Source organism: Yersinia sp. LJYL362 (genome assembly GCF_048323875.1).
Genome location: NZ_JBLWEX010000313.1, coordinates 24,649 through 47,366, shown reverse-complemented (window position 1 = coordinate 47,366; position 22,718 = coordinate 24,649). Strand labels below are relative to the sequence as shown.

Sequence of the window (22,718 nt, the reverse complement as noted above, 5' to 3'; positions counted from 1 at the left end):
AGTGTGATAAGAATCAATCATTATTATCAATTATGTATTTTAACCATTGATTGTATCGCTTATCACCTACTTTAATAATATGCTTTTGTATTTTTAGGTGATTATAGCTCTCATTATCGGTAAGGTTAAATACTAACTCACCAATGCTCCACTTACATGTTATTTTACTTAAGTATCCTTCATCAAACAAAATCGGGGGTTGGAAATCAAGGTCAGAGGGAAATCTTGAGTTAAGATATTTAGTTGCCTCAATGAATAATAGAACTATATCTATGAAATCCTCGGCTTCTTCAAGAGTCGCATCTCTATATTCATGTTCAATTTTATTCCTTAATTTATTTATTTTGTCTATTATTCTTGGTCTAACAATTCCAATGCTTTCTAAAAAATCCAATTTCTGCGGGAAATTTTTTAAAGATAATTTAAAATACGCGTCCCCACAAAAGGAACGACATAGGATATCAACTTTCATGTGAAGAGCTGATTTTGCATTTCTTATTGCATTATTAAAGTTTCTTCTTTCTTGTCCGGACTTTAAGTCATCAATAGCATCTTGTAAATATCTATTTGGGCCTAGATAATCCTTGAATTGAATAAACATCCAAGAATAAGATGGATAGGCATCAACGACTAATTCATTAGGCACCAGCATCCCAAGCTCCTCATGTTAAAATCATTTTATAATTTCTTTATGCAACTATGTAAAGCCCATAATAGATAAAAGGTCACTTTCATGTAAAACCTCTGCGCGCGCAATACTCCCTCGCCTACGCGCTCTGACTTTATCATGCACATTTCATGCATGACACAGAGGCCCTGTAAGCCCTTGCGGCGCGGGGTTTCGGCTGTTTTGAGGAGCAGGGGATTCATGCAAAATCATGCACCCTATGCATGCACGCACGATTTAAGGCAGGCTAGCCAGAAAAAAAGGCTGTTTTCGGGCTTGGGGAACGGTAAAAGCCCCGCAGTAAAATCAGCAATGCGACGGGGCTAGTTCAATCAATGAAGTGTTTGATTTCGGCTATAACGGCGGTAACGATTTAATGTCCTTTTTTCCGGCGGCGGTAAATCATCACCGGTCACCGTTTCCGCTTGTATCGGCTGACATAAAATCTTATCGACGCTCTCTACCGTTTTAAATGTGCAGGAGCACACGATATTTTGGCATTGGTAATAGGCTTCTTTCGTCTGTTCCGTGACATAACGGCTGGTACGGGTATAAGACGAATGGGTGCACAGCGGGCAGCGCATCATGATTTGGCCCCCTTCTGCTGCATGCGTTGACGTTTTTCCTTCAGTTCTGCGACAACCTGCATGCGTCTGGCAGGACTGCTTTGCAGTTCCGGCAATGCGCCGGTTTCTTGCGGTATCGTCAGGCCAATCTCATTAAGCACCGGGTGGTCAATATTTTGCTTTGCCATGGCAACGTGAATACGGCCTTGTAGCGTTCCCAGTACCTGTTGCTCAATCATTTTCATCGGATTGTCCGCATAGACGCCGTAAGCCCGTGAAGCCAGTGCGCAAGCCTTGATGACGTCAGGGCTGATAAGCGCCTTGCTCAGCGCATCCACTGCCTGATGCATCGCATGGGCAGCAAAGGTTGTGAGGGCGTCTTTGTGTGCGGCCACCACCTTCGGGGCAGTGCCGCCGCAACTGAGATGGAGGTACATTTTATCCAGCTCCATTTCTTCAATCAGGCCGTCGAATTCCTTTGCCAGTTCCCGCGTGGAAATCCGGCTGTGATGCTGCGCTTGCAGTTCCGGGGTCATTTCCCCGCGCAGTTTGCGAAACAGGGTGCGCCACTGGCTTTCTGCTTCATGGCTCTCCACTTCCGTGTCTTTCTTCTGTTGATGGCAGCGGGCGATCCCTCTAATGGCGTCCGTCAGTGCCTGATAGTTTTTGTCGTGGGCGGCGCGGGCATTACGCAGGGCTTGCAGCTTGTCGTTGATGTACTTGGGTAATGCAGTTGTGCTCATGGGGTTATCTCCGGCGTCAGTCAATGTGAGGCTATTCTGCTGACTGCCGTACAACATCGCCATTCATCCCGGTTGGACTGTCCGCAGGACAACAGCCCTAAGAACTGACTGTAAAACCATCACTGAGATTTTAGTTCTTATAAAAACTATTCACTACTGTTCACTTTAATAAAAAAAGGTAGTTAAATCAGTAAATAAAGCAGTGAACAGTTTATCTAAAACTCATCACCTACTGTTCACTACTGTTCACTCGGTTCAAAACAGCTTTTTTCTGGCTAGCCGATATTTAATGTTTTTATCTATTCATTCTCTGGATACCAATCGGGATTACTGGTAAGCGGAGTTGTCATTAATTGTCATTGATTGTCAATATGAGGCAATAAAGGGCAATACGCCCATTCGATTGAAATACAAGCAAAAAAGTTCTGGCACCACACAACATCCCCTTGTTGCCACCCCGCAAAATATTCTCATAATAGGGCGCTACCAGACGAACCCACACAGCACCGGTGAGATCCCACCGGGTATAAACGAGGTAGCATTCCATGCTTGCAGTTGCCACACAGACCCCTTCCACATTCCCGCCCGTCTCGGTCGATTACACGCCCCGTGAGCGTTTCATCCGCTTGCCGGAAGTGCTGTACACCACCGGGCTGTCGCGCTCTACCGTCTACGAGATGATGACCCGCAAACAGTTCCCGGCCCAAATATCCCTTGGCGGTAAAACCGTTGCATGGCTCGAATCAGAAGTCGAAAGCTGGATGGCTGAACGTATCGCCAACCGTCATCAGGGGGCCGCAGCATGATGCGGTTAACCTTTGGTCGCCAGCACTTTACCCTGAGCGACAACGACGCACTGTTTGTGGCAGAAGCCATCCTGTTGCAACGCAAACAGCCGGATATTGTCTTACCGGAGCACCGCAGCGAAAAACACGGCGTTATTCGTCTGGCGAGTCGCCAGGCTGAGCCGCGTCTGTTCAGTGCCGGGCCAGTACCGCTGACCTGCGCAGCCGCTGAGACCCGCAACGACCAGCTTACAGACTGTTGATCACTATGCGATCGATTGAACGTCCGGGGGCGTCTTACGGCTTGCCCCCGCGTCCGGCACTGCGCTATAGTCCCTCCGCTGTCGCACAATCGGCAGCCGGGCGTGGAAACCCGTGTAACTCAATGGCGACACCACACGCGCCTAGCGTGTTTTTTTATGTCGTGGCCTTAGTGCGATCATTTTTTGCACAGTGGTTTTTATGCTACTGTGGCTGTCAAACAATGGTGGCTCAGGCGGGGCTGACTTCGGTCAGGCCGGTATCCATTGAGGCCGGTATTTCCACCCCCGTCTGGGCTACCACCCATAAGCGTGGAAACTTCGGTGGTAGCAATAACCATTACTCAATGGAGGCTGCCACCATGGCTACGACCCTCACCCCGACTCACCCTACATTCTGCTTTCTGTTTGCGGCCGTGCGCCGTACTGCCCTGACGGCAACCCCGTGCATGTTGCGCACCGTGGCGGATTCCGAGCACAGCGCCCGCCGCCTGCTGGCGCGTGACTACATTCTGTCGTGTGCGGGCCGTCTGCCTGTACAGGGGGTGGCATGAATACGCTGGCTGCCCGCTTCCACAGCGAAACCTTCTATCCTATTCCGCATGCTGACTTCCTGCGTCTTCAGCACGCGCATTCTACCGGCGTGCTGTTCCTCGACATGCTGGACACTCTCGAATCGACCGGTCAGCGCCCGGACGCCGCTCAAAAAGCCGCTTTCGCGTCTGTCATAGCGGTACTCACTGACCAGCTCGGGCAGGTCGTCAAAACCTGTGATTCCCACATTATCGCCAGCATGGAGGCTTCCGCTGCATGAACACCCCACAGTCCTGTTTACCTATTGAAGTCCGTACCGCCGTTTACCGCCGCGCATTGGCCCATGCCTATCTCGATACCTGCGCTTTTTACCGGGTGAACCCCGGCTACACGCTGGATGAACTGCAAATGGCGATTGCAATGGATATTGAGGGCTACTTTGTTCGCCAGCACGGCGCAGAGGCGGGCATGGACATGGCCTGCACCATGCTCAGTGATATGGTGCAGCCGGATATTCTGGTGGCGCCGCCGCGCCTGACCACGCTCGGCCAAAAGATTATGGATGAGCTGTGCTGTGGCCGGATGGCCGTCACCTGTAACACCACCGTGCACTGAGGAGGCAAAACAATGACCGCATTAAGCGTTTCTCACACCTCACGTGCAGCGACCGGCCACTGGCCGATCTTGCTCCCCGCGCTGGGCATTCATATCACTGCCGGGGGCCGGGCGCAGCCTTGCCCGGTCTGCGGCGGCAAAGACCGCTTTCGCTTTGATAATCTGCAGGGACGCGGCACATGGTTCTGCAACCAGTGCGGCGGTGGCGATGGCCTGAATCTGGTTGAAAAAGCGCTGGCCGTGACCACTAAAGAGGCCGCCGTGAAGGTGGCCGGGGTATTGGGTGAACCGTCGGGCAACACCTTACCCGAATACAATCCCCAACAGGAACAGCAGGACAAAGCGCAGGCACGCCATCACGCAGCGCAGCAGGCCAGACAACTACTCGCCAGCGCCCGGCAGCAGGCCGGAAATAGCTATCTGGCCGCCAAGGGCTGGCCGGATAGCGGCACCCTGACATTACAGGGGCCATCGCTGCGCGTGGGCGGTATCACTTACCAGCCCGGCGACCTGCTGTTACCCCTGACGGACAGCGCCGGGGACGTGGTTAACGTCCAGTTGATCAACACCGCAGGCGACAAGCGCACGCTGGCCGGGGGGCAAATAAAACACGCCTGTCATTTCCTGCCGGGGCAGGATAATGCCGTTATCTGGCTGACCGAGGGTTACGCCACTGGCCTGACCGTGCACCAACTGACCGGGGAAAGTGTCTGTGTTGCGCTCAGCGCCAATAACCTGCCCGCCATGGCGCAGCAGTTGCGTGCTCGCTACCCTGATGCGCTGTTGCTGCTGGCGGCCGACAATGACGAAAACGGCACCGGGCAGGCCCGCGTCGCCGAGGCCGCACAACTGAGCGGCGGTAAACCTGCGTTACCGTCAGAAACAGGCGACTGGAATGATGTTTACCAGCAACAGGGCAAGCTGGCCGCGCTTGCGCAGTTGGCGGCCTTTAGCCAGCCCAAGCAACCCAGCCCGTTTGATACGCTCAGCGATGCCGACCTGAAAGCCATGAGTGCCAGTGAAAAGGCCGAACTGCTGGCGGAGCACTACCAGCATCTGTTGGCCGTGCCACCGGTCGGTGAAGACCTGTGCCGCTATGAAAACGGCGCATGGCAAGTGTTGCCGTACCGGGTACTCAGCCGCGAGATTGCCGCGCTGTTCCAGAAAATCCGCGCCCCGTTCTCGGCGGCGGGTATCAACAGTATTCTGGATACGCTCAGGCTGATGGTGCCACAAATGGGCACGCCGGCACGGCACCTGATTGGCTTTCGTAACGGGGTATTTGATACCACCACCGGGCACTTTAGCGCACACCAGAAAACGCACTGGCTGCGCACCGTCAACAGCGTGGACTACACGCCGCCCAAGGCCGGGGAAAATCTGGCCGACCATGCCCCGCACTTCTGGCGCTGGCTGACCCGCGCCGCCGGGCAGCAACCCGACAAGCAGGCGCGTATTCTTGCCGCGCTGTTTATGGTGCTGGCGAACCGCTATGACTGGCAACTGTTCCTAGAGGTCACCGGCCCCGGCGGCAGCGGTAAAAGCGTGATGGCCGCCATAGCCAGCCTGCTGGCCGGGAAAGACAACACCACCTCGGCCACCATTGATACGCTGGAATCGTCACGGGAACGCGCCTCCGTGGTCGGGTTCTCGCTGATTATCCTGCCTGACCAAGAGAAATGGAGCGGTGACGGTGCGGGTATCAAAGCGATCACCGGCGGCGATGCGGTGGCTATCGATCCGAAATACCGCGATGCCTACTCCACGCACATTCCGGCGGTAATTCTGGCGGTAAATAACAATCCGATGCAGTTCAGTGACCGCAGCGGCGGCGTGTCCCGCCGCCGGGTGATCCTACCGTTCCCGGAAGTGATACCGGCCAACGAGCGTGACCCGCAGTTGCTGGCAAAAATTACCGGTGAGCTGGCGGTGATAGTGCGCCACCTGATGCAGCGTTTTGCCGCGCCCAATGACGCACGCACATTGCTGGAAGCGCAGCAGAACTCCGATGAAGCGCTGGAGATTAAACGCAGTGCCGATCCGCTGGTCGATTTTTGCGGCTACCTGCTGGCGGTCAGTGCACCCGACGGCCTGTATATCGGTAATGCCAATATTACCCCGGCGAATCCACGCAAGTATCTGTATCACGCGTACCTTTCGTATATGGAAGCGCGGGGACACAAGTACCCATTGAATCTGACCGCGTTCGGGCGTGCCGTGCCGCAAACCCTGCGTGAGTACGAAATCGCGCTGTTGAAACGCAAGACCAATCAGGGGATGCAGACCAACCTGATATTAAACGAAGACTGTGAAGCCGACTGGCTGCCCAAGTGTGAGATGCGCTGAGCGAATGGCATCACGATCGTTTCTGCCGATCAATAGGCTTTTATTGATCTGCCGAACCCATTGGACGCTGTTGTGTGGGGCCGCTTATAGTCGAGCAGTACAAACCGCATACACTCAACACCGGGGAAAGCGTATCGGTCATCATTCTGGCCTGCTTGCGGGCCTTATTTCTTCACCGTTCACTAAAACGTCAAAACCGGCTTCGGCCGGTTTTTTTGTGCTTGCCGATCGCAACTGTTCACACTGGAGTGAACAGTTGTGCACAGTTCTAGGATAACTCATAACTACTTAATTATATGATTTTTATGCAGAAAAATAGAAAGTGAACAGTGTGACTAGTTTTTCTATAAATCTTTTTATCTCGTATGCGAGTTATCATGATTGCAAGTTTTTTGACCTCAACCCTGTAATTTGTAATTTGTCATTTTTTATAGTTAAGTGCATAGTGAAGTCATTGCTTAATACAAAGGAGGGTTACTAAGTGTCAGTTCTATCAGATAAAGATATTAAACTTGGAATTGCATCGTATAATTTAGTGGAGGACAGTGTCGCTGAGGGTATAGGACCATCCTGTTATGAGTTAAGGATGGGGGACGTATATTATGATCTCACCGAAGACAATAAAAGGATTCAGCTCAAAGAAGGCGAAAATGTTATAATAAAGCCAGGGCATTTAGTTGTTCTTATTTCAAAGGAGAAGCTTAATATCCCTGATTATATTTTAGGGCGGATAATTAGCAAAGGTTCTCTTTTTAGCATTGGGCTTACACCGGCCTGCACTAATGCAGACCCAGGGTTTGTCGGTAATATAGGTATAGTTACGCAGAATATAAGTAATCAATACATAAAACTACCGCAAGGGGAGTCAATTGCCAAAATAGATTTCTCGCAATTATCAAGTCCAGCAGAAAAGCCGTATAGAGGGCAGCATGGATATCATACGCAAATATGGCCGATAAAAGAGCAGCTACAAAAAGCTCATGCTGACGTAAAAGATGATAGCAGGGTTAAAAGTGAAATGACTGAGGCTTATAGAATCCTTCCTGCTTCGACTGCGCAAATAATAAAAAAAACAATACGATATCAGAAAATAAATTCAATCTTAATGATTCTTCTTGTTTTAGCTAATACGGGTTTGATCGCCGCGGTTAATAAACAGTGGATAGATGTTAGTACTTCCTTTGGCATTAGTATATTAGCCGGTATTGTAGTTTTAATCTCTACAAATTTAGCGGATAAGGTATTTAAAAATGAATATTAATGATTTAAAGAAAGTGCAGATGGAACTCGATAATGAAATCGGATTTCCTGTCAGTTTCAAAAATAATGAATTAAAATATGAACAGGTGACTAAAGATTTAGTTGGTTTGTTCGGCGAGATTGGAGAGTTTTCTAATATCGTAAAAAAAATAAATATAAAGAATGAAAGAAAGGATAGTTACGATCTTGATTTTGATTTAGCCGAGGACCTTCTTAAAGAGGAGTTGATAGATTGTTTTATTTATATCTTAAGGTTATCAGCTATTCTAGATGTTGATATTGAAATGGAGGTTTTGGACAAGATCAATAAAAATAGAGTGCGTTATGATAAACTTAAAAAGTAGGAGGGTTTTTTTTCTTCCAGTAAATACTGGTTATAATGATGACGGAAATCCAAGCGTTGAACTAATTGATTTTTATAGAAAAAGAAGTTCAAATAAAATATATTGCAGTATAGTTGGTAATGTAGTCACGCCTTCTGGGTTTGGAAGTAATGAGCATTGTGTTTTTATGTCTGAAAACTTACTCTGGAAAGATTTAGCTCAAGCAATTAGTGACAATGGTTCAATTCCTGGTGTCCAGATAAGCTCATCTTGGGAAGGATATTCAGGAATTACTAATTTTGTGGCTCGTTCCTATGGTGCTTTTTCTGAGTATAATGAAATAGTCAAAAATATTCATGAAAAAGACATTGATTATATCTTTAGTGACTTTTATTTGGCTGTTGACTTAGCTATAAATGCAGGTTTTAAGCATATACAAATCCATGCTGCCCATGGTTACATAATGAGTTTGCTTATTGATGATCAATTCTGCGAAAATCACTTGTATGCAATTAGCAAGCTTAAAGATCTAATTAAGTATATCAACAGTAAAAATATAGAAACCTCTCTCAGATTCTCTCTAAAAATAGGAGTTCAATGTATTGACAAAATGAGAAGTGACACTATAAGCAGAATTATGTCAATAAACTCCACGTATCATGATATTTCTTTTGGTTTCTATAATATAAATAAAAATATGATTTATCCAGAAACCGCATCTATGCTAATTTCTAGATTTAAAGCTAGTTTAGAAATAATAAAAGAATTTAGCGATAATGAGTTTATAATTTCCGGCAAGTCTCTTAAAAACATATTGGATTTCCTGCCAAATAATGCTTCTATCGGTATCTGTAGAGATTTAATTGCTAATCCAAACTATCTCGATGATTTTAATAATTTTTGTGATGATTGCGGCACATGCCATTACCACTCTTTAGGACAAAAAAAACTCTACTGTGCTAAATGGATGAGCTAAAATTGAATGTGTATAAGATAATGTATATAAAATTCAAATATTTATTTTTTTTATGATTAAAATCAATAAGTTGATGTTGATTCCTTACTCCTGTGATCTTCCGCCAAAGCCTATCTCCAGCTGTCTCTCTTCGCCAATAAATCCTTTTATAATCGATTGGTTATAGAGAGAGTAGTCTGTCTGAATCTACCGTGGTCTACTGGTTTCTACCCTGTGCTGGGGGCATAAAAGTACTGCCATTTTAGAGATGCTTTTCTGTCATGATGAATTAAAAGCGGGCAGAGTCACAGATGTTCCTATCCCCGATGTGAAAGACGTTAGGCGATCACTCAGCTCATGAATTTACATTTATTGGTTTCTAGTATTAGTTCACTAACTCTCTCGTATGGTTATATGTGAATTGTCTTGATGCCTGAGTCCTTGATTATGAGCGATTTATACTAATCTAAATCAATAAATCACCATAAAATCTTCAATAGTACTGATAATAAAGACATGTGCTTAAAAACAGTATTGACATCTGATGTAGAACACGTAGATTGGAATTTAACACCGGTGCAATTAGTAGCGAACTTTTTATTTAGCCGGTGTCCATGTAGCAGATTTAAAATAATGCGATAAAGGTCACGAAATATTTTTTTATGTGAGATTCGTTATGAGTTTACTTATAATTTACTCATGCGATGATGTTTTAAGGTCACGCAGTAAATCTTCATAATCGCATTTTGTGGACGACACGCGATGAGTTAAGGCTTTGTTGTTAATAGTAATGTTCGCGATTTGTGTACTTCAGTATGAGATCGAGAATATCGCGACGAAAGTAAAGCCACGTAACAAAGAGTATATATCGCGAGGGTGATGTACTAATTTAGTCAGTCTTATCAAAAGCATGGCTAAATTTAATAAGTTGGGAATGTTACCATTCAGTTAATATATTGGAGGGCAGAGTTAGTTCTAAACGAAAATATTCCTGTAAAACATGTACATCTTTATAAACAGTACCAAGATAAGTATCACGTTATTAAGTTGATTAATGTTTAATTTTAAATGTGTAGTACCTTAAAAGCCCTGACTAGTGTAGTCGGGGCTTTTATTATTTTGGGACTTGCGCTGTTATGCCGAATAAAAACAGGAGGATGTATGGAGGTCAGGTTGGCGTCACCTGATGAAGCAGGTCAGTTATGGTTGGTAAGGAATAAGGCCATAAGGCATGGGTGTCGAAATGTGTATGATGAAAAAATATTGATAGCTTGGACACCGGATCAGATGCCCGAGGGATATCCTAAGGCAGTGGCGCGTAATCCATTTTTTGTCATCGATGACCCAGTTAGCCAGCTTGCTGTTGCCACTGGGTTTTTAGATCTCTCATCCGGCAGCGTCGAAGCTATTTTTACATTACCTGAATTTGAAGGCCGCGGTATGGCGTCTTTGATTCTGACTGCCATCAAACAAGAAGCAAAACAGCGGGGTTTTGCAAAGTTAACACTGGCCGCAACACCTAATGCATCGGTATTTTATGAAAAGAATGGATTTATACTCATTGGCGAGAGTTTTTATCCATCCCAATTGGCGCAGGCCAACTTGAGATGTATGGATATGGTCTGTTATTTATAGTGTTGTGGGCCTGCTTTGACTTAATAAGCTGTCTCAAGAAATATCAGCAACAGAGGCTCTGGCAATTAACCTACCAGTCACGGCATGCCCTTCAGGAACAAAAATGGGATGCTGTTCAATTAGGCCGCGTATGCGTTGCAGGCAATTTTCTAATAACTGTTCTGAAGGATAGGAAATACAAGTTAGCGGCGGGTAAAGCAGCGAGGCCAGCGGAGAGTCTTCCAGACTTAGCAATGAAACCTCCTGTGGCACGACAATGTTAAATTCACGCATCAGGCGCATAGCTTCAGCGGCATAACTATCGCGTTTTACAATAATGACTGAATAACGGGTAAAGCTGTTAATTAGAGTCAGTAAGGCTTGCTCTACGTTATTTTTTGCGGCTAACAATAACTGCCGGTTAAAAGGCAGTGAGAAGTTTTGCAGTACGTTACGGTAACCCTCTACCATCTGGCGGCTGGCATCATCATCTTCATTATCAATGAGTAACGCGATATTTCTATGGCCTTTACCAATCACGTATCGGCAGGCACTTTCTGTCGCAAACGCATAGTCATAGCCGCGACTGTCTGCTCCGGTAACAGCAAACTGATCGAATGCAATGACGTTCTGCGGCGCGTTAGCGCTGAGTTTCCCCAAGACGACGACAGCCACACATTGATGTTGGAGTTCCTCGATAAACATTTGTTGTTCAGTGTCGTCATTAACATACTGAACAATAAGTGTTTTATTGAGATTTTTCATTGCGCGAGATAGCTGTGGCAATAGAATGGCAGAAAGCTCTGCTTCACAAGTCGGTAGTACAATGCCAACGTAGCTGGAAGTCTGGCTGGCCAGACTTTGGGCGGCAAAACTCGGACGATAATTGAGTTGCTCGACAGCACGTAATACTGCTTCCCGACTTTCGTCGCGCACACCACGTGTTCCGGTAAGAACGCGCGATACCGTGGCTCTGGAAACATTGGCTAACTTGGAAACATCATCGATTGTTGGCATTGCGTCTTCTGCGTAACGATTTTCCCATTATAGTAGCATAAATAACCGAGATAATTGTTCACAGTGTTGCCACTCCTGGCTCTGCTATATCTGTTTATTTATCTGCAATATAGGCAGCCATGCAGCCCCGCGTACTCCACTGGAGTCACCGAATTTAGCTTTCAGAATAGTTGTGCGGCAATCACTTGAGAAAATATATTCCCTGATGACACTGGGCAAATCGTCGTAAAGACTCGCCACGTTAGATAAACCTCCGCCGATGACAATGGCATGAGGGTCTAGCGTATTAATAACAGCAGCAAGACTGCGGGCAAAGGCATCGATAAAATGATGGTAATGTGCCAGCGCGCGGGGCTCTTTTTCTCGGGCGGCGGCGATAATATCTTCGGCGCTGAGTTGCATGTGCCACTGTTGATTAAAACGTTGTGCAAAACCTGTCCCTGAAATAAAACTTTCAACACAGTTTTTCTGACCACAATAACACTGCTGCGCTATACCATCTTGCTCCGTCATAAATCCGGGGAGCGGGTTGTGACCCCATTCTCCGGTAATGGCATTTGGCCCTGAAAGCAGTTTTTTATTCACCACGATACCACCACCACAACCGGTACCCACTATTACACCAAATACTGTGTTATAGCTGGAACCGGCGCCATCTACAGCCTCAGAAAGAGTAAAACAGTCAGCATCATTTGCGAGAAAAACGGGTTGCTTTAAATGCTGAGTTAAATCCCCAGTTAAATCCTGGCCATTCAGTACCAGGCAATTACAGTTTTTAATTAAGCCACTTACTGGATCGATTGTGCCTGGCAGCCCAATACCGAGTGTAAATTCACTACTAGTTTTATTCTTTATTTCATTAATAAAAAAGATCAGGTTATCTATAAAACTTTGATAGCTCTCTTTGCGAGTTGGGCGGCGTTCACGTAGTTGTATTTCTCCATGAGAATCTAATAATACTGCTTCAATTTTAGTGCCGCCAATATCCAGTCCGAGATGAAACATATTAACCTCATAGAGAACTTAAAAAAATGGTCAGAGAGGGTATGCCTCTCTGACTTATAACATGAAATTTGAACTATTATTGTCTGGTGCGGTAAAGGTCGATCAGTTCAGTCACTAATTCTTTTGCCAGGATTGAAGTCATTAAATGATCCTGAGCATGAACCATTACCAGTGTCATTTTGGTTTTTCCTTCACCTTCATCAGCTTCAATGAGTTTGGTTTGTACCAAATGGGCCTGTTTAGCGTAATATTCAGCTTCTTTCATTTTGTCATCGGCATCCGCGAAGTTATTTTCTTTAGCGCTACGTAACGCTTCATAGCATAGGCTTCGTGACTGACCGGCATTAATAATAATGCCCATAACCTGTTCTTCTAATTCCATTAATGACCTCGGTGGTATCGTAATTGTAATTTATGCCGCGCCTGTTTGTGCGGTTGTATTATGTTCTGTGGTTTTGTCTGTTTCCTGTTCCAATAACTGCTTTTCATAAGCCTTGAGGAATGGGAAATACATAACAGCAGAGGTTGCCATGCATATCAGGCACAAAATGACCGGGCTAAACGTCCAGTTGGCAGCCCATGAAGCACCGATTGGTGCAGGGGTTGTCCAAGGTGTCATTTGAACTACTCGGGAGACCAAATCAAAATCCAGTGCGAAGTAGGCGAGTGTGGCGTTGACCATAGGCACGAGTACAAATGGAATAAAGAACAATGGATTCATAATGATAGGGGCACCGAACAAAATAGGCTCATTGATATTGAACATGCCTGGCACAATACCCATTCGGCCAATTGTGCGTAGATGAACTGCTTTGCTGCGCATGAGTAGCAATGCTAGTGGTAGTGTGGAACCCACGCCGCCAATAAGCAGATAGTGATCCCAGAATCCCTGCACATAGATGTGTGGAATAGCCTGACTAGCCGCCATTGCCGCCTGGTTTACAGACAGATTTGCCATCCAGAATGGGTTCATAATACCTGTGACAATCAGTGCGCCGTGAATACCGGCAAACCATAATACTTGGCAAACCAGTACCGAGATTAAAATAGCAGGTAGGGTATCAGAGGCTGCAACCAAGGGTTTTACCAGCGACATAATAGCTTCAGGAATAATCATTCCCAATTGCGCTTCAATAAATAAATTAAGTGGATGCAGAGTCAGGATGACCGCTAGAACAGGAATTAAAATCTCAAATGAGCGAGCAACACCGGTTGGAACTTCAGGTGGCAGACGGATAGTAATATTATGACGCTTGAGAAAGGCATAAAGTTCAGTGGAATAGATAGCGACCAGAATAGCGGTAAAAATTCCCTGGCCAGAAAAATAAGCTGTGGATATTTGTCCGTCTCTTAAGGGGGCAGCAACCAATAAGAATGCCATCAGCGATAACATGCCCGAAGTTAAAGGATCGAGATTATGGTGGCGCGCTAAACTCGCTGCGATCCCAACTGCAATAAATAGGGTCATGATCCCCATGCTGAAATTAAAAGGCAGCATTAAGCTGGCACGATGTTCTAATGAAAATTGCAACCAGGCGCGAGCGAATCCCCAAGTTGTATCAGGCGAGAAAGGTGGAAATATAAAAACTAACATGAATGAACCAACAATCATGAAAGGGAGTGCGGCAATAAATCCATCACGAATGGATGTAACATATTTCTGCTGACCTATTGCGCCCGCCATTGGCGTGATCTTCTGTTCAATCACGTCGATTAATTTACTGTACAGAGAACCCATGGCTTATCCCTTATTTGTTATTATCAATTAGTGAAAGGGCAAAATCTAAAACCGCGGCACCTTTTTGCATGCCGTAATCCATCATATTGATGGGTTCGACTTTAATGCCGTATGCATTGGCTTTATTCTGTAGATCATGTTGCATATATTTCACCTGTGGCCCTAATAAAACGACCTGATAATCTCCAACGTTCTGTTCAAACTCCACGACACCGAAAGCCTTAATATCAACTTCAAGATTTCTTTTCTCCGCTTCCTCAACCATTTTCTTCACCAGCATGCTGGTAGACATTCCCGCAGAACAACAAAGCATGATTTTTTTCATGGGTAGCTCCGAAATAAATAACGACAGTGATAACGAGCGGACTATAGCCATGATGGAAATAAACGGAAAGCGCTTTCCGTTTATGGATCATTTAAATGTGAGCCTGATCACCAGATGGAGGCTTTCGCTTTGCTGTGATGTACGCCATCATCCTTCCATAAAACAGCTCCAGAAAGGTTCCACCATGAATATCCAGATCATGAATGTTGCCGTCGCTCTGATTGAGCAGCGCCTGACTCCCTTTGCCAATATGCTTACCCGCAACCATCACATCACGGCTATGCGCGACAGCTTTGCTCTGGCAATGCCCTTTGTGATCGTAGGTAGCTTGATGGTTCCACTGATTTTTCCGCCATTTTCTATCAATATTGATGGCCGCTTCGGGACGTGGTATTTGCTTTTTCGGCCAATACTGATGCCTATCTTTGAACTAACATTAGGCCTGATCTCGTTGATTATTGCCTTTGGTGCCAGTGCCAGCCTGGCTAAGCAATATCGACTACCTGAACGGCTTGCTGGGCTCACTGGCTGCCTGGCTTTTCTGATGTTTATTGGGTTCAAAGAGGGCACCGCACCCAATATATTTTTAAGTGGGATGGGGATGTTTACTGCCTTGTTCTCAAGTTTTTATTCCATTGAAATAATAAGATTTTTCTATAAAAAAGGTTGGTGCATACGCTTACCTCAGGAAGTCCCTCTGATGACGCGTAATAGCTTTCAGTTATTGGTCCCGCTATTGGTCATTATGTTGTCCATTAGCGTGATGAATACGCTATTGCAGCTTTCGACAGGAATGATGTTACCGAATCTGATCAGTGAAGCACTCCGCCCGTTAATCATTGCCTCTGATACTCTGACAGCTATTTTGATTTCCTTACTTATTTGTCAGTTATTGTGGTTTGTTGGTATTCACGGCGCACTGATTGTCACAGGTATTATGAACCCATTTTGGATGACATATTTAGTTGAAAATCAAGAGGCTCTGGCTAATGGTGTGATCCAGCTACCCCATATTTATTTACAAGGATTCTGGGATTTTTACTTATTAATTGGCGGCATTGGCTCAACATTGCCGCTGGTTTTTATGGCGATGCGCAGCCGCTCCAGCCAGCTCAAAAGTGTTGGAAAAATTGGTTTGATCCCCTCGCTGTTTAATATCAATGAACCCATTTTATTTGGTTTTCCAATTATTCTTAACCCTGTGTTTTTATTGCCATTTATTGGTGTTCCGATGATCAATGCCTGCATTGCCTGGTATCTTACTCATCTAGGGGTATTGGACAGAGCGGTTGCTATGTTGCCCTGGTCTATGCCCTCACCCTTAGGCGCTGCATGGGCTGCGAACGGTAGTTGGAAAAACATGTGTATGTGCTTGTTTGCCATCTTCAACTCCTGGATGTTATATCGCCCTTTCTTTTGTGTGTATGAAAAGCAACTTGCTGATTTAGAAAGTAAATAATAGATACTGTTTTCTCGCCATTGATGTGCTTACCCGTTGTTAGGGTTGGCACTCCCCGCCCTCTACAACTAAAAATGCGACTCCAATCACAATTCTAAGGGGATTACAGGCGAATTTGTGACTTGATCCGGCAAATACGGAAAGCGCTTTCCGTTATTGGATGTACATTTCCGTTTCTATTCCGTAAATTTCCCGACGCGTTATTCAGATGCTATTCCAATCAAAAAAAACACAAGGGAAATTATGAAAAGTCTGAACCAATTAATGCCTCTGTCTTTGCTCATCCTGACGGCCATGAGTCATCAGGCCAGTGCAGAAAAATATGATTTCGCGTTACATGGTTATATTCGCTCTGGCATTTTGGCTAATAGCGATGGTAACCGTGTCGATTCTGTTGGCTTGATGCCTGATGGGAAATGGCGTCTTGGTAACGAAGATGATACGAAAATTGAATTAGTTCCGCGGGTTACGCTGACATCAGACTCTGGTGCAGTGGCCAAAATTCAGGCCAATATCACCCATCAAAGTAAATGTACCTCTGACTGGAACTGTCTGGATGAAGATGGCAAGGCAGTACAATTTCGTGAAGGTTATGTCGAAATGACTAACCTCGACTTTGCTCCTGAAGTGGCTTTTTGGGGCGGAAAACGCTACAGCAGTTCCAACACCTCAAGCCATCAGTTTGACTGGGAATATATTCAATACAACGGGACTGGGGGCGGGTTCGATAACCTGGACTTAGGCTTCGCACGTTTTGATGCTGGTATCTACGCTTTTACTCCAACCGATGAAAGCAAAGCATTCCCGGTGGATAAAAGTGATCAGGGCTACCCCGATGATTATTCCCTGAACCTATGGTTGAAGAAGATTGGTGGGTCTCCCATTGACCTGGAAGTGGTCGGTCATCACATGAATAACAGCGAAAAACATGTGGATGCGGCGGAAAAAGGTTATGGCTTCACGGGTATTTATAATTTCGACGGATTTTATGGCGTCGCTGGCGGATATTCCAAATTCGTTGTGCAGTATGGTCGAGGGCTGGCCGCGGGGGATTCTTTGGGTAAGAACGGCTGGGGGTGGGCCAACCTGGAAGATACTCAATCCTGGCGAGTGGTGCTTGACGGGGTGGCCTCACTGGGTGAATGGGATATTGCTACCTTTGCCTACTACCAAAAAGATAAAAACTACCGTTGGTGGAGCAGTGATGAGAAAGGTTGGGGGCGGACAAGCTGGGTCGCCGGAGTTCGTCCTTATCAGCAAATTACCAAACACTTCGCTATGCAATATGAAGTGGGTTATGAGTATTTGGATGATGACAACTACAAAGGTGTTGATGGCAAAGGAAAAGGCGGCTTAACCAAAGTCACTATTGCCCCAACATTGACTTTCGATTCCGGATTCTGGAGCCGCCCACAACTGCGCGTTTTTGCCACTTATGCCAAATGGGATAAAGGCGTATCTGATGCCCTTGATGGCAATTACAACTGGGACACCAATAGTATCAGCGCCGGAGGTTATAGCCGTAGTGGGAAAACCGACACGCTGAACTTTGGTATTCAAGCTGAAGTGTGGTTCTAAGGGGCGAATGATGAAAATTATCCGAAGAAAAACGCTGTTGCTATCCCTGTTATCAGCATTGGCAAGCGCGGGTGTGATGGCGGCTGAACAGTCTCATTTTGAGCACTTTATTACTCGTCAGGGCGCGGAGTTAATGGAGGGAGACAAGACCTTTCGGTTTGCCGGGATTCATGCGCCTGAATTACACCGCATTGAAGATGATGCTCGTGGCACCTGTAAAGCGGATCCGCGAGGGTGGGGGCAATATTTTAAATGGCCGACTGCTCAAGAGCAGGAAAATTGGATCAAGGCGATGGTAGCAACTGGTGCGAAAGCCCAGCGCGTCTACGTACTATCAGTTCAGCAGGAGAATGATAAAGGCTGCGGACGTGAAACTCATATTCTGGCACCTTCCACACCGGATGGTATGCCACGGCTGAACGAAAAAGCGATGACGGTTTATGACAACATGATAGCCGAAGCTGATAAGCAAGGGCTGCGGCTTATCTTGCCGTTTATTGACCACTGGTGGTGGTGGGGAGGTCGAGAACAATTAGCTGCGTTTTATCACGAAAAACCTGAGGCATTTTACGATACCTCCAGCAAAACCTATCAGGCTTATAAAGATGTTATCCGTCAGGTTATTACCCGAACCAATACGGTTACTGGCCGCCCCTATTATGATGAAAAAGCCATTATGGCTTGGGAAACGGGTAACGAACTGGAGGATACCAACGCGGCCTTTTTGCACGAAACGGCCGCGTGGATTAAAAAGTTGGCTCCGCATCAATTAGTGGTCGATGGCACTTATAAGAAGATTAATGATTTCTCAGTTAATGATCCGAATGTCGATATCGTCAGCAATCACTATTACACCAACGCTGGCAATAACCACCCGGATCAGGTGAAGAAAGACTTAACGGCTATCGGTGGCAAAAAAGTTTATCTGGTGGGCGAGTTTGGTCTTCTGGACAGCAGTGAACTGAATAGCATTATGCAGTCTATTGTTCACACCGATGTTAATGGTGCCAAGGCCGCAGGGGGCTTTATCTGGGGCTTCCGTGGGCATCGCCAGGATGGGGGATTTTACTGGCACAAAGAGTACACCGGTCACTACAGTTATCACTTACCTGGCTTCCCTGAAGGAAAGGTAAATCAGGAAATGGATGTGGTGAATCTGGTGCGTACTGCTTCTGCACAGATGTCCGGGCTTGATAAGGCCCCACCATTGCCAGTACCCGATGCACCACAGTTACACGCTAGCCGATCACCATTCGCAATTAATTGGATGGGGGCCGCTGTTGGCCGTAGTTATGACGTAGAGCGCGCAGACAGTGAAAATGGCCCATGGAAAGTAGTAGGTCATGACATTTCTGACGGTATTCAGGCGTGGGACCCAGCCAAAATGGACTTGTTCCGCGATGATTATTCTACTTTGACATTAGGTAAAACCTACTATTACCGAGTAGTAGCCAAGAACGAATCCGGCAAATCTGCTCCGTCCAACGTTATCAGCATTACCCATCACCAGAAAAATCAGGCTCCGGTTATCGAGCTGAATGATAAGGCGACGACCACGCAGGATAAGGGAATCGGCCTTGATGCTCGTTGGCAGGACGATAACTTGCCCGGCCATGGTGTGAGTGTGAAATGGACGAGTAGCGGCAAGCACCAGGCACATTTTTGTCACGATGATCAGGCCTCCACTCGTGTTTGGTTCCCAGCGGCAGGGAATTACTCACTGACCTTTACTGCGGATGATGGGTTACTAAAAAGCCGCAAAGTGGTTGAGGTTGCGGTGAGTAAAGCAACCGCTAAAGCGCCAGCGGACTACTGCAATTTTGCCAGCTCACAACTCGGTATTAACGACGGCAAAGTGAATGTGGTGAAGAGTGATGAAAACCAGCTTGCCACCGGAGATGATGGGTTCCTCGGGCCGTTTGTCAACGAAGGCGATAAAGTCTCCTGGCATATTAATGCGCCATGGGACGGTGCATACAAACTGCATATTTTCTTTAATGGTAAATGGGGCGGTAAGAAAAACTCGATTCAGGTAAACAGTGATAATCCACTACAAATTGAATTCCCGGAAACCGATGAAAAAGGTCAGGAAATGGTGGTGCCGGTACAACTAAAACAGGGGGAGAACACCCTTGGTTTTGGTAAGTTTTCCGGTGACTGGGGCTATATGTTCATTAAGTCCATGCAGGTGACAGCAGAGTAGTTTTTTTCGCTGCGCCTTCACTGGCGCAGCCTTTTCAGGTGCCAGGCACCGGAATCCTTAGGAGGTTATATGACAACATATCAGTTCCCCGCTGGTTTTTTCTGGGGGGCAGCGGCGTCTGGTCCACAGACTGAAGGCACTGACAATAAACCGCACCGATCCATTTGGGACAGCTGGTTTGCCAGTCATCCAGAGCGTTTCTTTCAACAAATCGGCCCGACCAAAGTGTGCGAAACACTGCACAAATATAAAGAAGACGTCGCGCTGATGAAAAACATTGGCTTTAACTCATTTCGCACGTCAATTCAGTGGTCGCGTTTGATTGAGGATTTTGAAACGGGTAAACCGAACGATGATGCGGTGCGCTTTTATCATGACTATTTTGACGAGATGATCCGCAATGGCATTGAACCAATAATTAATCTTTATCATTTTGACATGCCAGAAGAATTACAAAATCGTTATGGTGGGTTTGAATCTCGCTACGTAGCCGAGTTGTTCGCCCATTTTGCCAAAACAGCTTTTGAACTGTTTGGTCATAAAATTAAATACTGGACCACTTTCAACGAACCGATCGTCCCGGTGGAAGGCGGATATCTGTATGACTTCCATTACCCGTGTAAAAAAGATGGCAAACTGGCCGCTCAGGTAGCATTCAATATCATGCTGGCGCATGCTAAAGCGGTAAAATGTTATCGCGAACTGCACCTTACCGGAGAAATTGGTGTGGTGCTTAATCTCACACCTTCCTATACCCGTAGCGATTCGCCGGAAGACCAAAAAGCAGCCTGGTATGCCGATTTACTCTTTAACCGCAGCTTCCTCGACCCTTTAGTGAAACATCAGTTTCCTCAAGAGCTGTGTGAAATACTGGCAACCCATGATTGCCTACCCACCGTCAGCAAAGAAGATGTCTGCTTAATTACCGACTCTTGCATAGATTTTTTGGGGGTAAATTACTATGTTCCTCGTCGGGTAAAGGCGCGCGAAAGCGAATACACCCTTGATTATTTTACCCCAGAATATTACTTCGAAAATTATGTCGATCCTGATGGTCGTTTTAACCCCTACCGTGATAATAACGAAATTCTGCCGCAGGCTATTTATGATATTGCGGCCAATATTCGTGACAATTACGGCAATATTAAATGGTATCTGGCTGAAATTGGCATTGCCATGGATTTGGCATCAGAAGGGCCAGTGCAGGTAGATGGCGTGATTGATGACAGTTTTCGTATTGCCTTAATGGAAGAACATTTGGTTCAGTTGCATCGGGCAATCAATGAGGGAGCGAATTGTTTTGGTGTCCATCAGTGGACGTTTATTGATAACTGGTCATGGATTAACTCTTTTAAACGGCGTTATGGTTTCTATCGGCTGGATTTGGCTACTGGCGAACGGCAAATAAAACGCAATGGGTTGTGGTTTAAATCTCTTGCTGAAACTAACCAGTTTAGCCGACAGGATTAAGCCATTAAAGGAGTGAAGGTTATGAGCAGCAAGCTATCGCGCTGTTTTTATCAGCTTGATAATAGAGTTAAAAATTATGCCTGGGGAAGCCGTACTGCGCTAAACCAATTGTTTAATATCCCTAATCCTGATGGGCAACCGCAGGCCGAACTGTGGATGGGCGTCCACCCGGCGGGAGTTTCTACTATCAATGAGCAGAGCCAGATTAAAGCATTATCGGATGTGATCGCTGGGGATAAATGTCGAATTCTGGGGACATCAACGGCGGAGCGTTTCGGTGATCTGCCTTTTTTGTTGAAAATACTGTCTGCTGAAAGTGCTCTGTCTATTCAGGTTCATCCCCAAAAAGCGCAGGCTGAAACCGGATTTTGGCAGCAGCAACGGCAACCACATCGCGCCGCATCACCTGATTATAATGATACTAACCATAAGCCTGAACTGGTTTATGCCATAACACCTTTTCAGGCCATGAATGGCTTTCGGGAAGTTGACCAGATAATTGCACACTTTAAAATACTCGATATACCCGCCATTACTGCGGCGCTCGATGCCTTGATAACTCAGCCGAATGCTGACGGTTTGAAGCTGTTTTTCGTCACGCTGATGCAGTTAACACCCGAATTGTGCCAACAGGTGGTACGACAGCTGGTGAGTCAGGCGTCGGCTTGCTTCTCACCAGAACTGGCAACATTGATTCATAACCTCAATCAATCCTATCCAGATGATATCGGTGTTTTTGCTCCCTTATTATTAAATTGCATTACTTTGGCACCAGGGGAGGCGATGTTTCTACAGCCGGGCACACTTCATGCCTACGTAAAAGGTACGGCTATTGAAGTCATGGCCAGCTCTGATAACGTGTTGCGTGCAGGGCTTACCAGCAAAAAAATCAATCCTTCTGAGTTGGTGCTGTGTACGACGTTTACCTCTATAAAGCCCAATGATTTACTCCTGAGACCCAGCCAAACCCAAGAGTGCTTTAATTACAGCGTTCCGGTAGATGATTTCCGCTTTTGTATTTTCTCCAATGTGGAGAGCCGAGCGATAACCGCCGATAGTGCCGAAATTATTTTGGTCATCAGTGGCGTTGCCACACTCCATCATGCCAGTGGTGAAGCATTAATATTAAACGCAGGGCAGTCTGCATTTATTCCGGCCTTCGTCGGTCAATTTACCCTCACTTGTTCTGGCAAGGTTTGCAGAGTGTATTGTTGATAAGATTGTAATTTCTGGCTTTTATTAATGAAAATATAAG

General features: G+C 46.2%; 23 protein-coding genes. 15 read left to right on the top strand and 8 right to left on the bottom strand.

Annotation, left to right across the window (positions count from 1 at the left end; translation table 11 throughout):
• Positions 1-13 precede the first annotated feature (13 nt).
• The 3 genes from ACNSO8_RS25645 to ACNSO8_RS25635 all read right to left on the bottom strand — a co-directional run bounded on the left by ACNSO8_RS25645 (position 14) and on the right by ACNSO8_RS25635 (position 1,976).
• Positions 14-652, bottom strand: a complete 639-nt coding sequence (locus ACNSO8_RS25645) for a hypothetical protein (RefSeq protein WP_418396338.1) — start codon at positions 650-652, stop codon at positions 14-16.
• 347 nt (positions 653-999) lie between these two features.
• Complete coding sequence (locus ACNSO8_RS25640; protein WP_046374795.1) at positions 1,000-1,254, bottom strand: ogr/Delta-like zinc finger family protein; 255 nt, start codon at positions 1,252-1,254, stop codon at positions 1,000-1,002.
• Positions 1,251-1,976 (bottom strand): NAD-dependent aldehyde dehydrogenase, encoded by a 726-nt coding sequence (locus ACNSO8_RS25635; RefSeq protein ID WP_418396337.1) that lies wholly within the window; start codon positions 1,974-1,976, stop codon positions 1,251-1,253. The genes ACNSO8_RS25640 and ACNSO8_RS25635 overlap by 4 nt, the downstream gene beginning before the upstream one ends.
• A 545-nt stretch (positions 1,977-2,521) precedes the next feature.
• Between ACNSO8_RS25635 and ACNSO8_RS25630 the strand changes: the two genes are divergently transcribed.
• The 10 genes from ACNSO8_RS25630 (at position 2,522) to ACNSO8_RS25585 (ending at position 10,689) form a co-directional block, all read left to right on the top strand.
• Entirely contained in the window at positions 2,522-2,782 is a 261-nt protein-coding gene (locus tag ACNSO8_RS25630; protein WP_418396336.1) for a helix-turn-helix transcriptional regulator, read from the top strand.
• Positions 2,779-3,024, top strand: coding sequence for a hypothetical protein (locus ACNSO8_RS25625; protein ID WP_060428553.1), 246 nt, complete (start codon positions 2,779-2,781; stop codon positions 3,022-3,024). Before ACNSO8_RS25630 ends, ACNSO8_RS25625 begins: the two co-directional genes overlap by 4 nt.
• A gap of 5 nt (positions 3,025-3,029) precedes the next feature.
• Positions 3,030-3,575 (top strand): host cell division inhibitor Icd-like protein, encoded by a 546-nt coding sequence (locus ACNSO8_RS25620; protein ID WP_418396335.1) that lies wholly within the window; start codon positions 3,030-3,032, stop codon positions 3,573-3,575.
• Complete coding sequence (locus ACNSO8_RS25615) at positions 3,572-3,835, top strand: hypothetical protein (RefSeq protein ID WP_037432034.1); 264 nt, start codon at positions 3,572-3,574, stop codon at positions 3,833-3,835. The genes ACNSO8_RS25620 and ACNSO8_RS25615 overlap by 4 nt, the downstream gene beginning before the upstream one ends.
• Positions 3,832-4,170 (top strand): DUF5375 family protein, encoded by a 339-nt coding sequence (locus ACNSO8_RS25610; RefSeq protein ID WP_418396334.1) that lies wholly within the window; start codon positions 3,832-3,834, stop codon positions 4,168-4,170. Before ACNSO8_RS25615 ends, ACNSO8_RS25610 begins: the two co-directional genes overlap by 4 nt.
• A 12-nt stretch (positions 4,171-4,182) precedes the next feature.
• Entirely contained in the window at positions 4,183-6,516 is a 2,334-nt protein-coding gene (locus ACNSO8_RS25605; protein WP_418396333.1) for a primase-helicase zinc-binding domain-containing protein, read from the top strand.
• Positions 6,517-6,997: 481 nt separating this feature from the next.
• Positions 6,998-7,777, top strand: a complete 780-nt coding sequence (locus ACNSO8_RS25600) for a dCTP deaminase domain-containing protein (RefSeq protein ID WP_418396332.1) — start codon at positions 6,998-7,000, stop codon at positions 7,775-7,777.
• Complete coding sequence (locus ACNSO8_RS25595) at positions 7,767-8,120, top strand: hypothetical protein (protein WP_418396331.1); 354 nt, start codon at positions 7,767-7,769, stop codon at positions 8,118-8,120. Before ACNSO8_RS25600 ends, ACNSO8_RS25595 begins: the two co-directional genes overlap by 11 nt.
• Entirely contained in the window at positions 8,101-9,075 is a 975-nt protein-coding gene (locus ACNSO8_RS25590; RefSeq protein WP_418396330.1) for a hypothetical protein, read from the top strand. The genes ACNSO8_RS25595 and ACNSO8_RS25590 overlap by 20 nt, the downstream gene beginning before the upstream one ends.
• Before the next feature lie 1,140 nt (positions 9,076-10,215).
• On the top strand, positions 10,216-10,689 hold the full coding sequence (locus tag ACNSO8_RS25585) for a GNAT family N-acetyltransferase (protein WP_026018329.1): 474 nt from the start codon (positions 10,216-10,218) through the stop codon (positions 10,687-10,689).
• 33 nt (positions 10,690-10,722) lie between these two features.
• Here the strand turns inward: ACNSO8_RS25585 and ACNSO8_RS25580 are convergent, their stop codons facing one another.
• The 5 genes from ACNSO8_RS25580 to ACNSO8_RS25560 all read right to left on the bottom strand — a co-directional run bounded on the left by ACNSO8_RS25580 (position 10,723) and on the right by ACNSO8_RS25560 (position 14,753).
• Entirely contained in the window at positions 10,723-11,685 is a 963-nt protein-coding gene (locus ACNSO8_RS25580) for a LacI family DNA-binding transcriptional regulator (protein ID WP_019084155.1), read from the bottom strand.
• Positions 11,686-11,769: 84 nt separating this feature from the next.
• On the bottom strand, positions 11,770-12,690 hold the full coding sequence (locus ACNSO8_RS25575) for an ROK family protein (RefSeq protein WP_019081416.1): 921 nt from the start codon (positions 12,688-12,690) through the stop codon (positions 11,770-11,772).
• 76 nt (positions 12,691-12,766) lie between these two features.
• The gene (locus ACNSO8_RS25570; RefSeq protein ID WP_019081415.1) at positions 12,767-13,072 is read right to left on the bottom strand and encodes a PTS lactose/cellobiose transporter subunit IIA; all 306 of its coding nucleotides are present in this window, start codon (positions 13,070-13,072) and stop codon (positions 12,767-12,769) included.
• Between the two features lie 30 nt (positions 13,073-13,102).
• Positions 13,103-14,428 carry a PTS cellobiose transporter subunit IIC gene (locus tag ACNSO8_RS25565; RefSeq protein WP_019081414.1) on the bottom strand — a complete coding sequence of 442 codons (1,326 nt, stop codon included), beginning with the start codon at positions 14,426-14,428 and terminating at the stop codon, positions 13,103-13,105.
• A 10-nt stretch (positions 14,429-14,438) separates the two neighbouring features.
• On the bottom strand, positions 14,439-14,753 hold the full coding sequence (locus ACNSO8_RS25560; protein ID WP_019081413.1) for a PTS sugar transporter subunit IIB: 315 nt from the start codon (positions 14,751-14,753) through the stop codon (positions 14,439-14,441).
• 184 nt (positions 14,754-14,937) lie between these two features.
• Between ACNSO8_RS25560 and ACNSO8_RS25555 the strand changes: the two genes are divergently transcribed.
• The 5 genes from ACNSO8_RS25555 to manA all read left to right on the top strand — a co-directional run bounded on the left by ACNSO8_RS25555 (position 14,938) and on the right by manA (position 22,678).
• Positions 14,938-16,212, top strand: a complete 1,275-nt coding sequence (locus ACNSO8_RS25555) for a PTS cellobiose transporter subunit IIC (protein WP_019081412.1) — start codon at positions 14,938-14,940, stop codon at positions 16,210-16,212.
• Positions 16,213-16,455: 243 nt separating this feature from the next.
• Entirely contained in the window at positions 16,456-17,790 is a 1,335-nt protein-coding gene (locus ACNSO8_RS25550; RefSeq protein WP_019081411.1) for a maltoporin, read from the top strand.
• A gap of 10 nt (positions 17,791-17,800) precedes the next feature.
• The gene (locus tag ACNSO8_RS25545) at positions 17,801-19,993 is read left to right on the top strand and encodes a CBM35 domain-containing protein (RefSeq protein WP_050880301.1); all 2,193 of its coding nucleotides are present in this window, start codon (positions 17,801-17,803) and stop codon (positions 19,991-19,993) included.
• 69 nt (positions 19,994-20,062) lie between these two features.
• Positions 20,063-21,463: a glycoside hydrolase family 1 protein gene (locus ACNSO8_RS25540; protein WP_019081410.1), complete on the top strand. Its 1,401-nt coding sequence runs from the start codon at positions 20,063-20,065 to the stop codon at positions 21,461-21,463.
• A gap of 21 nt (positions 21,464-21,484) precedes the next feature.
• Entirely contained in the window at positions 21,485-22,678 is a 1,194-nt protein-coding gene (gene manA, locus ACNSO8_RS25535) for a mannose-6-phosphate isomerase, class I (RefSeq protein ID WP_418396329.1), read from the top strand.
• Positions 22,679-22,718 lie beyond the last annotated feature (40 nt).

Coding starts and splice junctions, on each gene's coding strand:
- ACNSO8_RS25605 (WP_418396333.1), top strand. CDS start 4,183: ATGACCGCATTAAGCGTTTCTCACACCTCACGTGCAGCGACCGGCCAC.
- ACNSO8_RS25610 (WP_418396334.1), top strand. CDS start 3,832: ATGAACACCCCACAGTCCTGTTTACCTATTGAAGTCCGTACCGCCGTT.
- ACNSO8_RS25550 (WP_019081411.1), top strand. CDS start 16,456: ATGAAAAGTCTGAACCAATTAATGCCTCTGTCTTTGCTCATCCTGACG.
- ACNSO8_RS25645 (WP_418396338.1), bottom strand. CDS start 652: ATGCTGGTGCCTAATGAATTAGTCGTTGATGCCTATCCATCTTATTCT.
- manA (WP_418396329.1), top strand. CDS start 21,485: ATGAGCAGCAAGCTATCGCGCTGTTTTTATCAGCTTGATAATAGAGTT.
- ACNSO8_RS25575 (WP_019081416.1), bottom strand. CDS start 12,690: ATGTTTCATCTCGGACTGGATATTGGCGGCACTAAAATTGAAGCAGTA.
- ACNSO8_RS25615 (WP_037432034.1), top strand. CDS start 3,572: ATGAATACGCTGGCTGCCCGCTTCCACAGCGAAACCTTCTATCCTATT.
- ACNSO8_RS25560 (WP_019081413.1), bottom strand. CDS start 14,753: ATGAAAAAAATCATGCTTTGTTGTTCTGCGGGAATGTCTACCAGCATG.
- ACNSO8_RS25630 (WP_418396336.1), top strand. CDS start 2,522: ATGCTTGCAGTTGCCACACAGACCCCTTCCACATTCCCGCCCGTCTCG.
- ACNSO8_RS25590 (WP_418396330.1), top strand. CDS start 8,101: ATGATAAACTTAAAAAGTAGGAGGGTTTTTTTTCTTCCAGTAAATACT.
- ACNSO8_RS25635 (WP_418396337.1), bottom strand. CDS start 1,976: ATGAGCACAACTGCATTACCCAAGTACATCAACGACAAGCTGCAAGCC.
- ACNSO8_RS25565 (WP_019081414.1), bottom strand. CDS start 14,428: ATGGGTTCTCTGTACAGTAAATTAATCGACGTGATTGAACAGAAGATC.
- ACNSO8_RS25595 (WP_418396331.1), top strand. CDS start 7,767: ATGAATATTAATGATTTAAAGAAAGTGCAGATGGAACTCGATAATGAA.
- ACNSO8_RS25585 (WP_026018329.1), top strand. CDS start 10,216: ATGGAGGTCAGGTTGGCGTCACCTGATGAAGCAGGTCAGTTATGGTTG.
- ACNSO8_RS25640 (WP_046374795.1), bottom strand. CDS start 1,254: ATGATGCGCTGCCCGCTGTGCACCCATTCGTCTTATACCCGTACCAGC.
- ACNSO8_RS25555 (WP_019081412.1), top strand. CDS start 14,938: ATGAATATCCAGATCATGAATGTTGCCGTCGCTCTGATTGAGCAGCGC.
- ACNSO8_RS25580 (WP_019084155.1), bottom strand. CDS start 11,685: ATGCCAACAATCGATGATGTTTCCAAGTTAGCCAATGTTTCCAGAGCC.
- ACNSO8_RS25540 (WP_019081410.1), top strand. CDS start 20,063: ATGACAACATATCAGTTCCCCGCTGGTTTTTTCTGGGGGGCAGCGGCG.
- ACNSO8_RS25625 (WP_060428553.1), top strand. CDS start 2,779: ATGATGCGGTTAACCTTTGGTCGCCAGCACTTTACCCTGAGCGACAAC.
- ACNSO8_RS25570 (WP_019081415.1), bottom strand. CDS start 13,072: ATGGAATTAGAAGAACAGGTTATGGGCATTATTATTAATGCCGGTCAG.
- ACNSO8_RS25620 (WP_418396335.1), top strand. CDS start 3,030: ATGCGATCGATTGAACGTCCGGGGGCGTCTTACGGCTTGCCCCCGCGT.
- ACNSO8_RS25545 (WP_050880301.1), top strand. CDS start 17,801: ATGAAAATTATCCGAAGAAAAACGCTGTTGCTATCCCTGTTATCAGCA.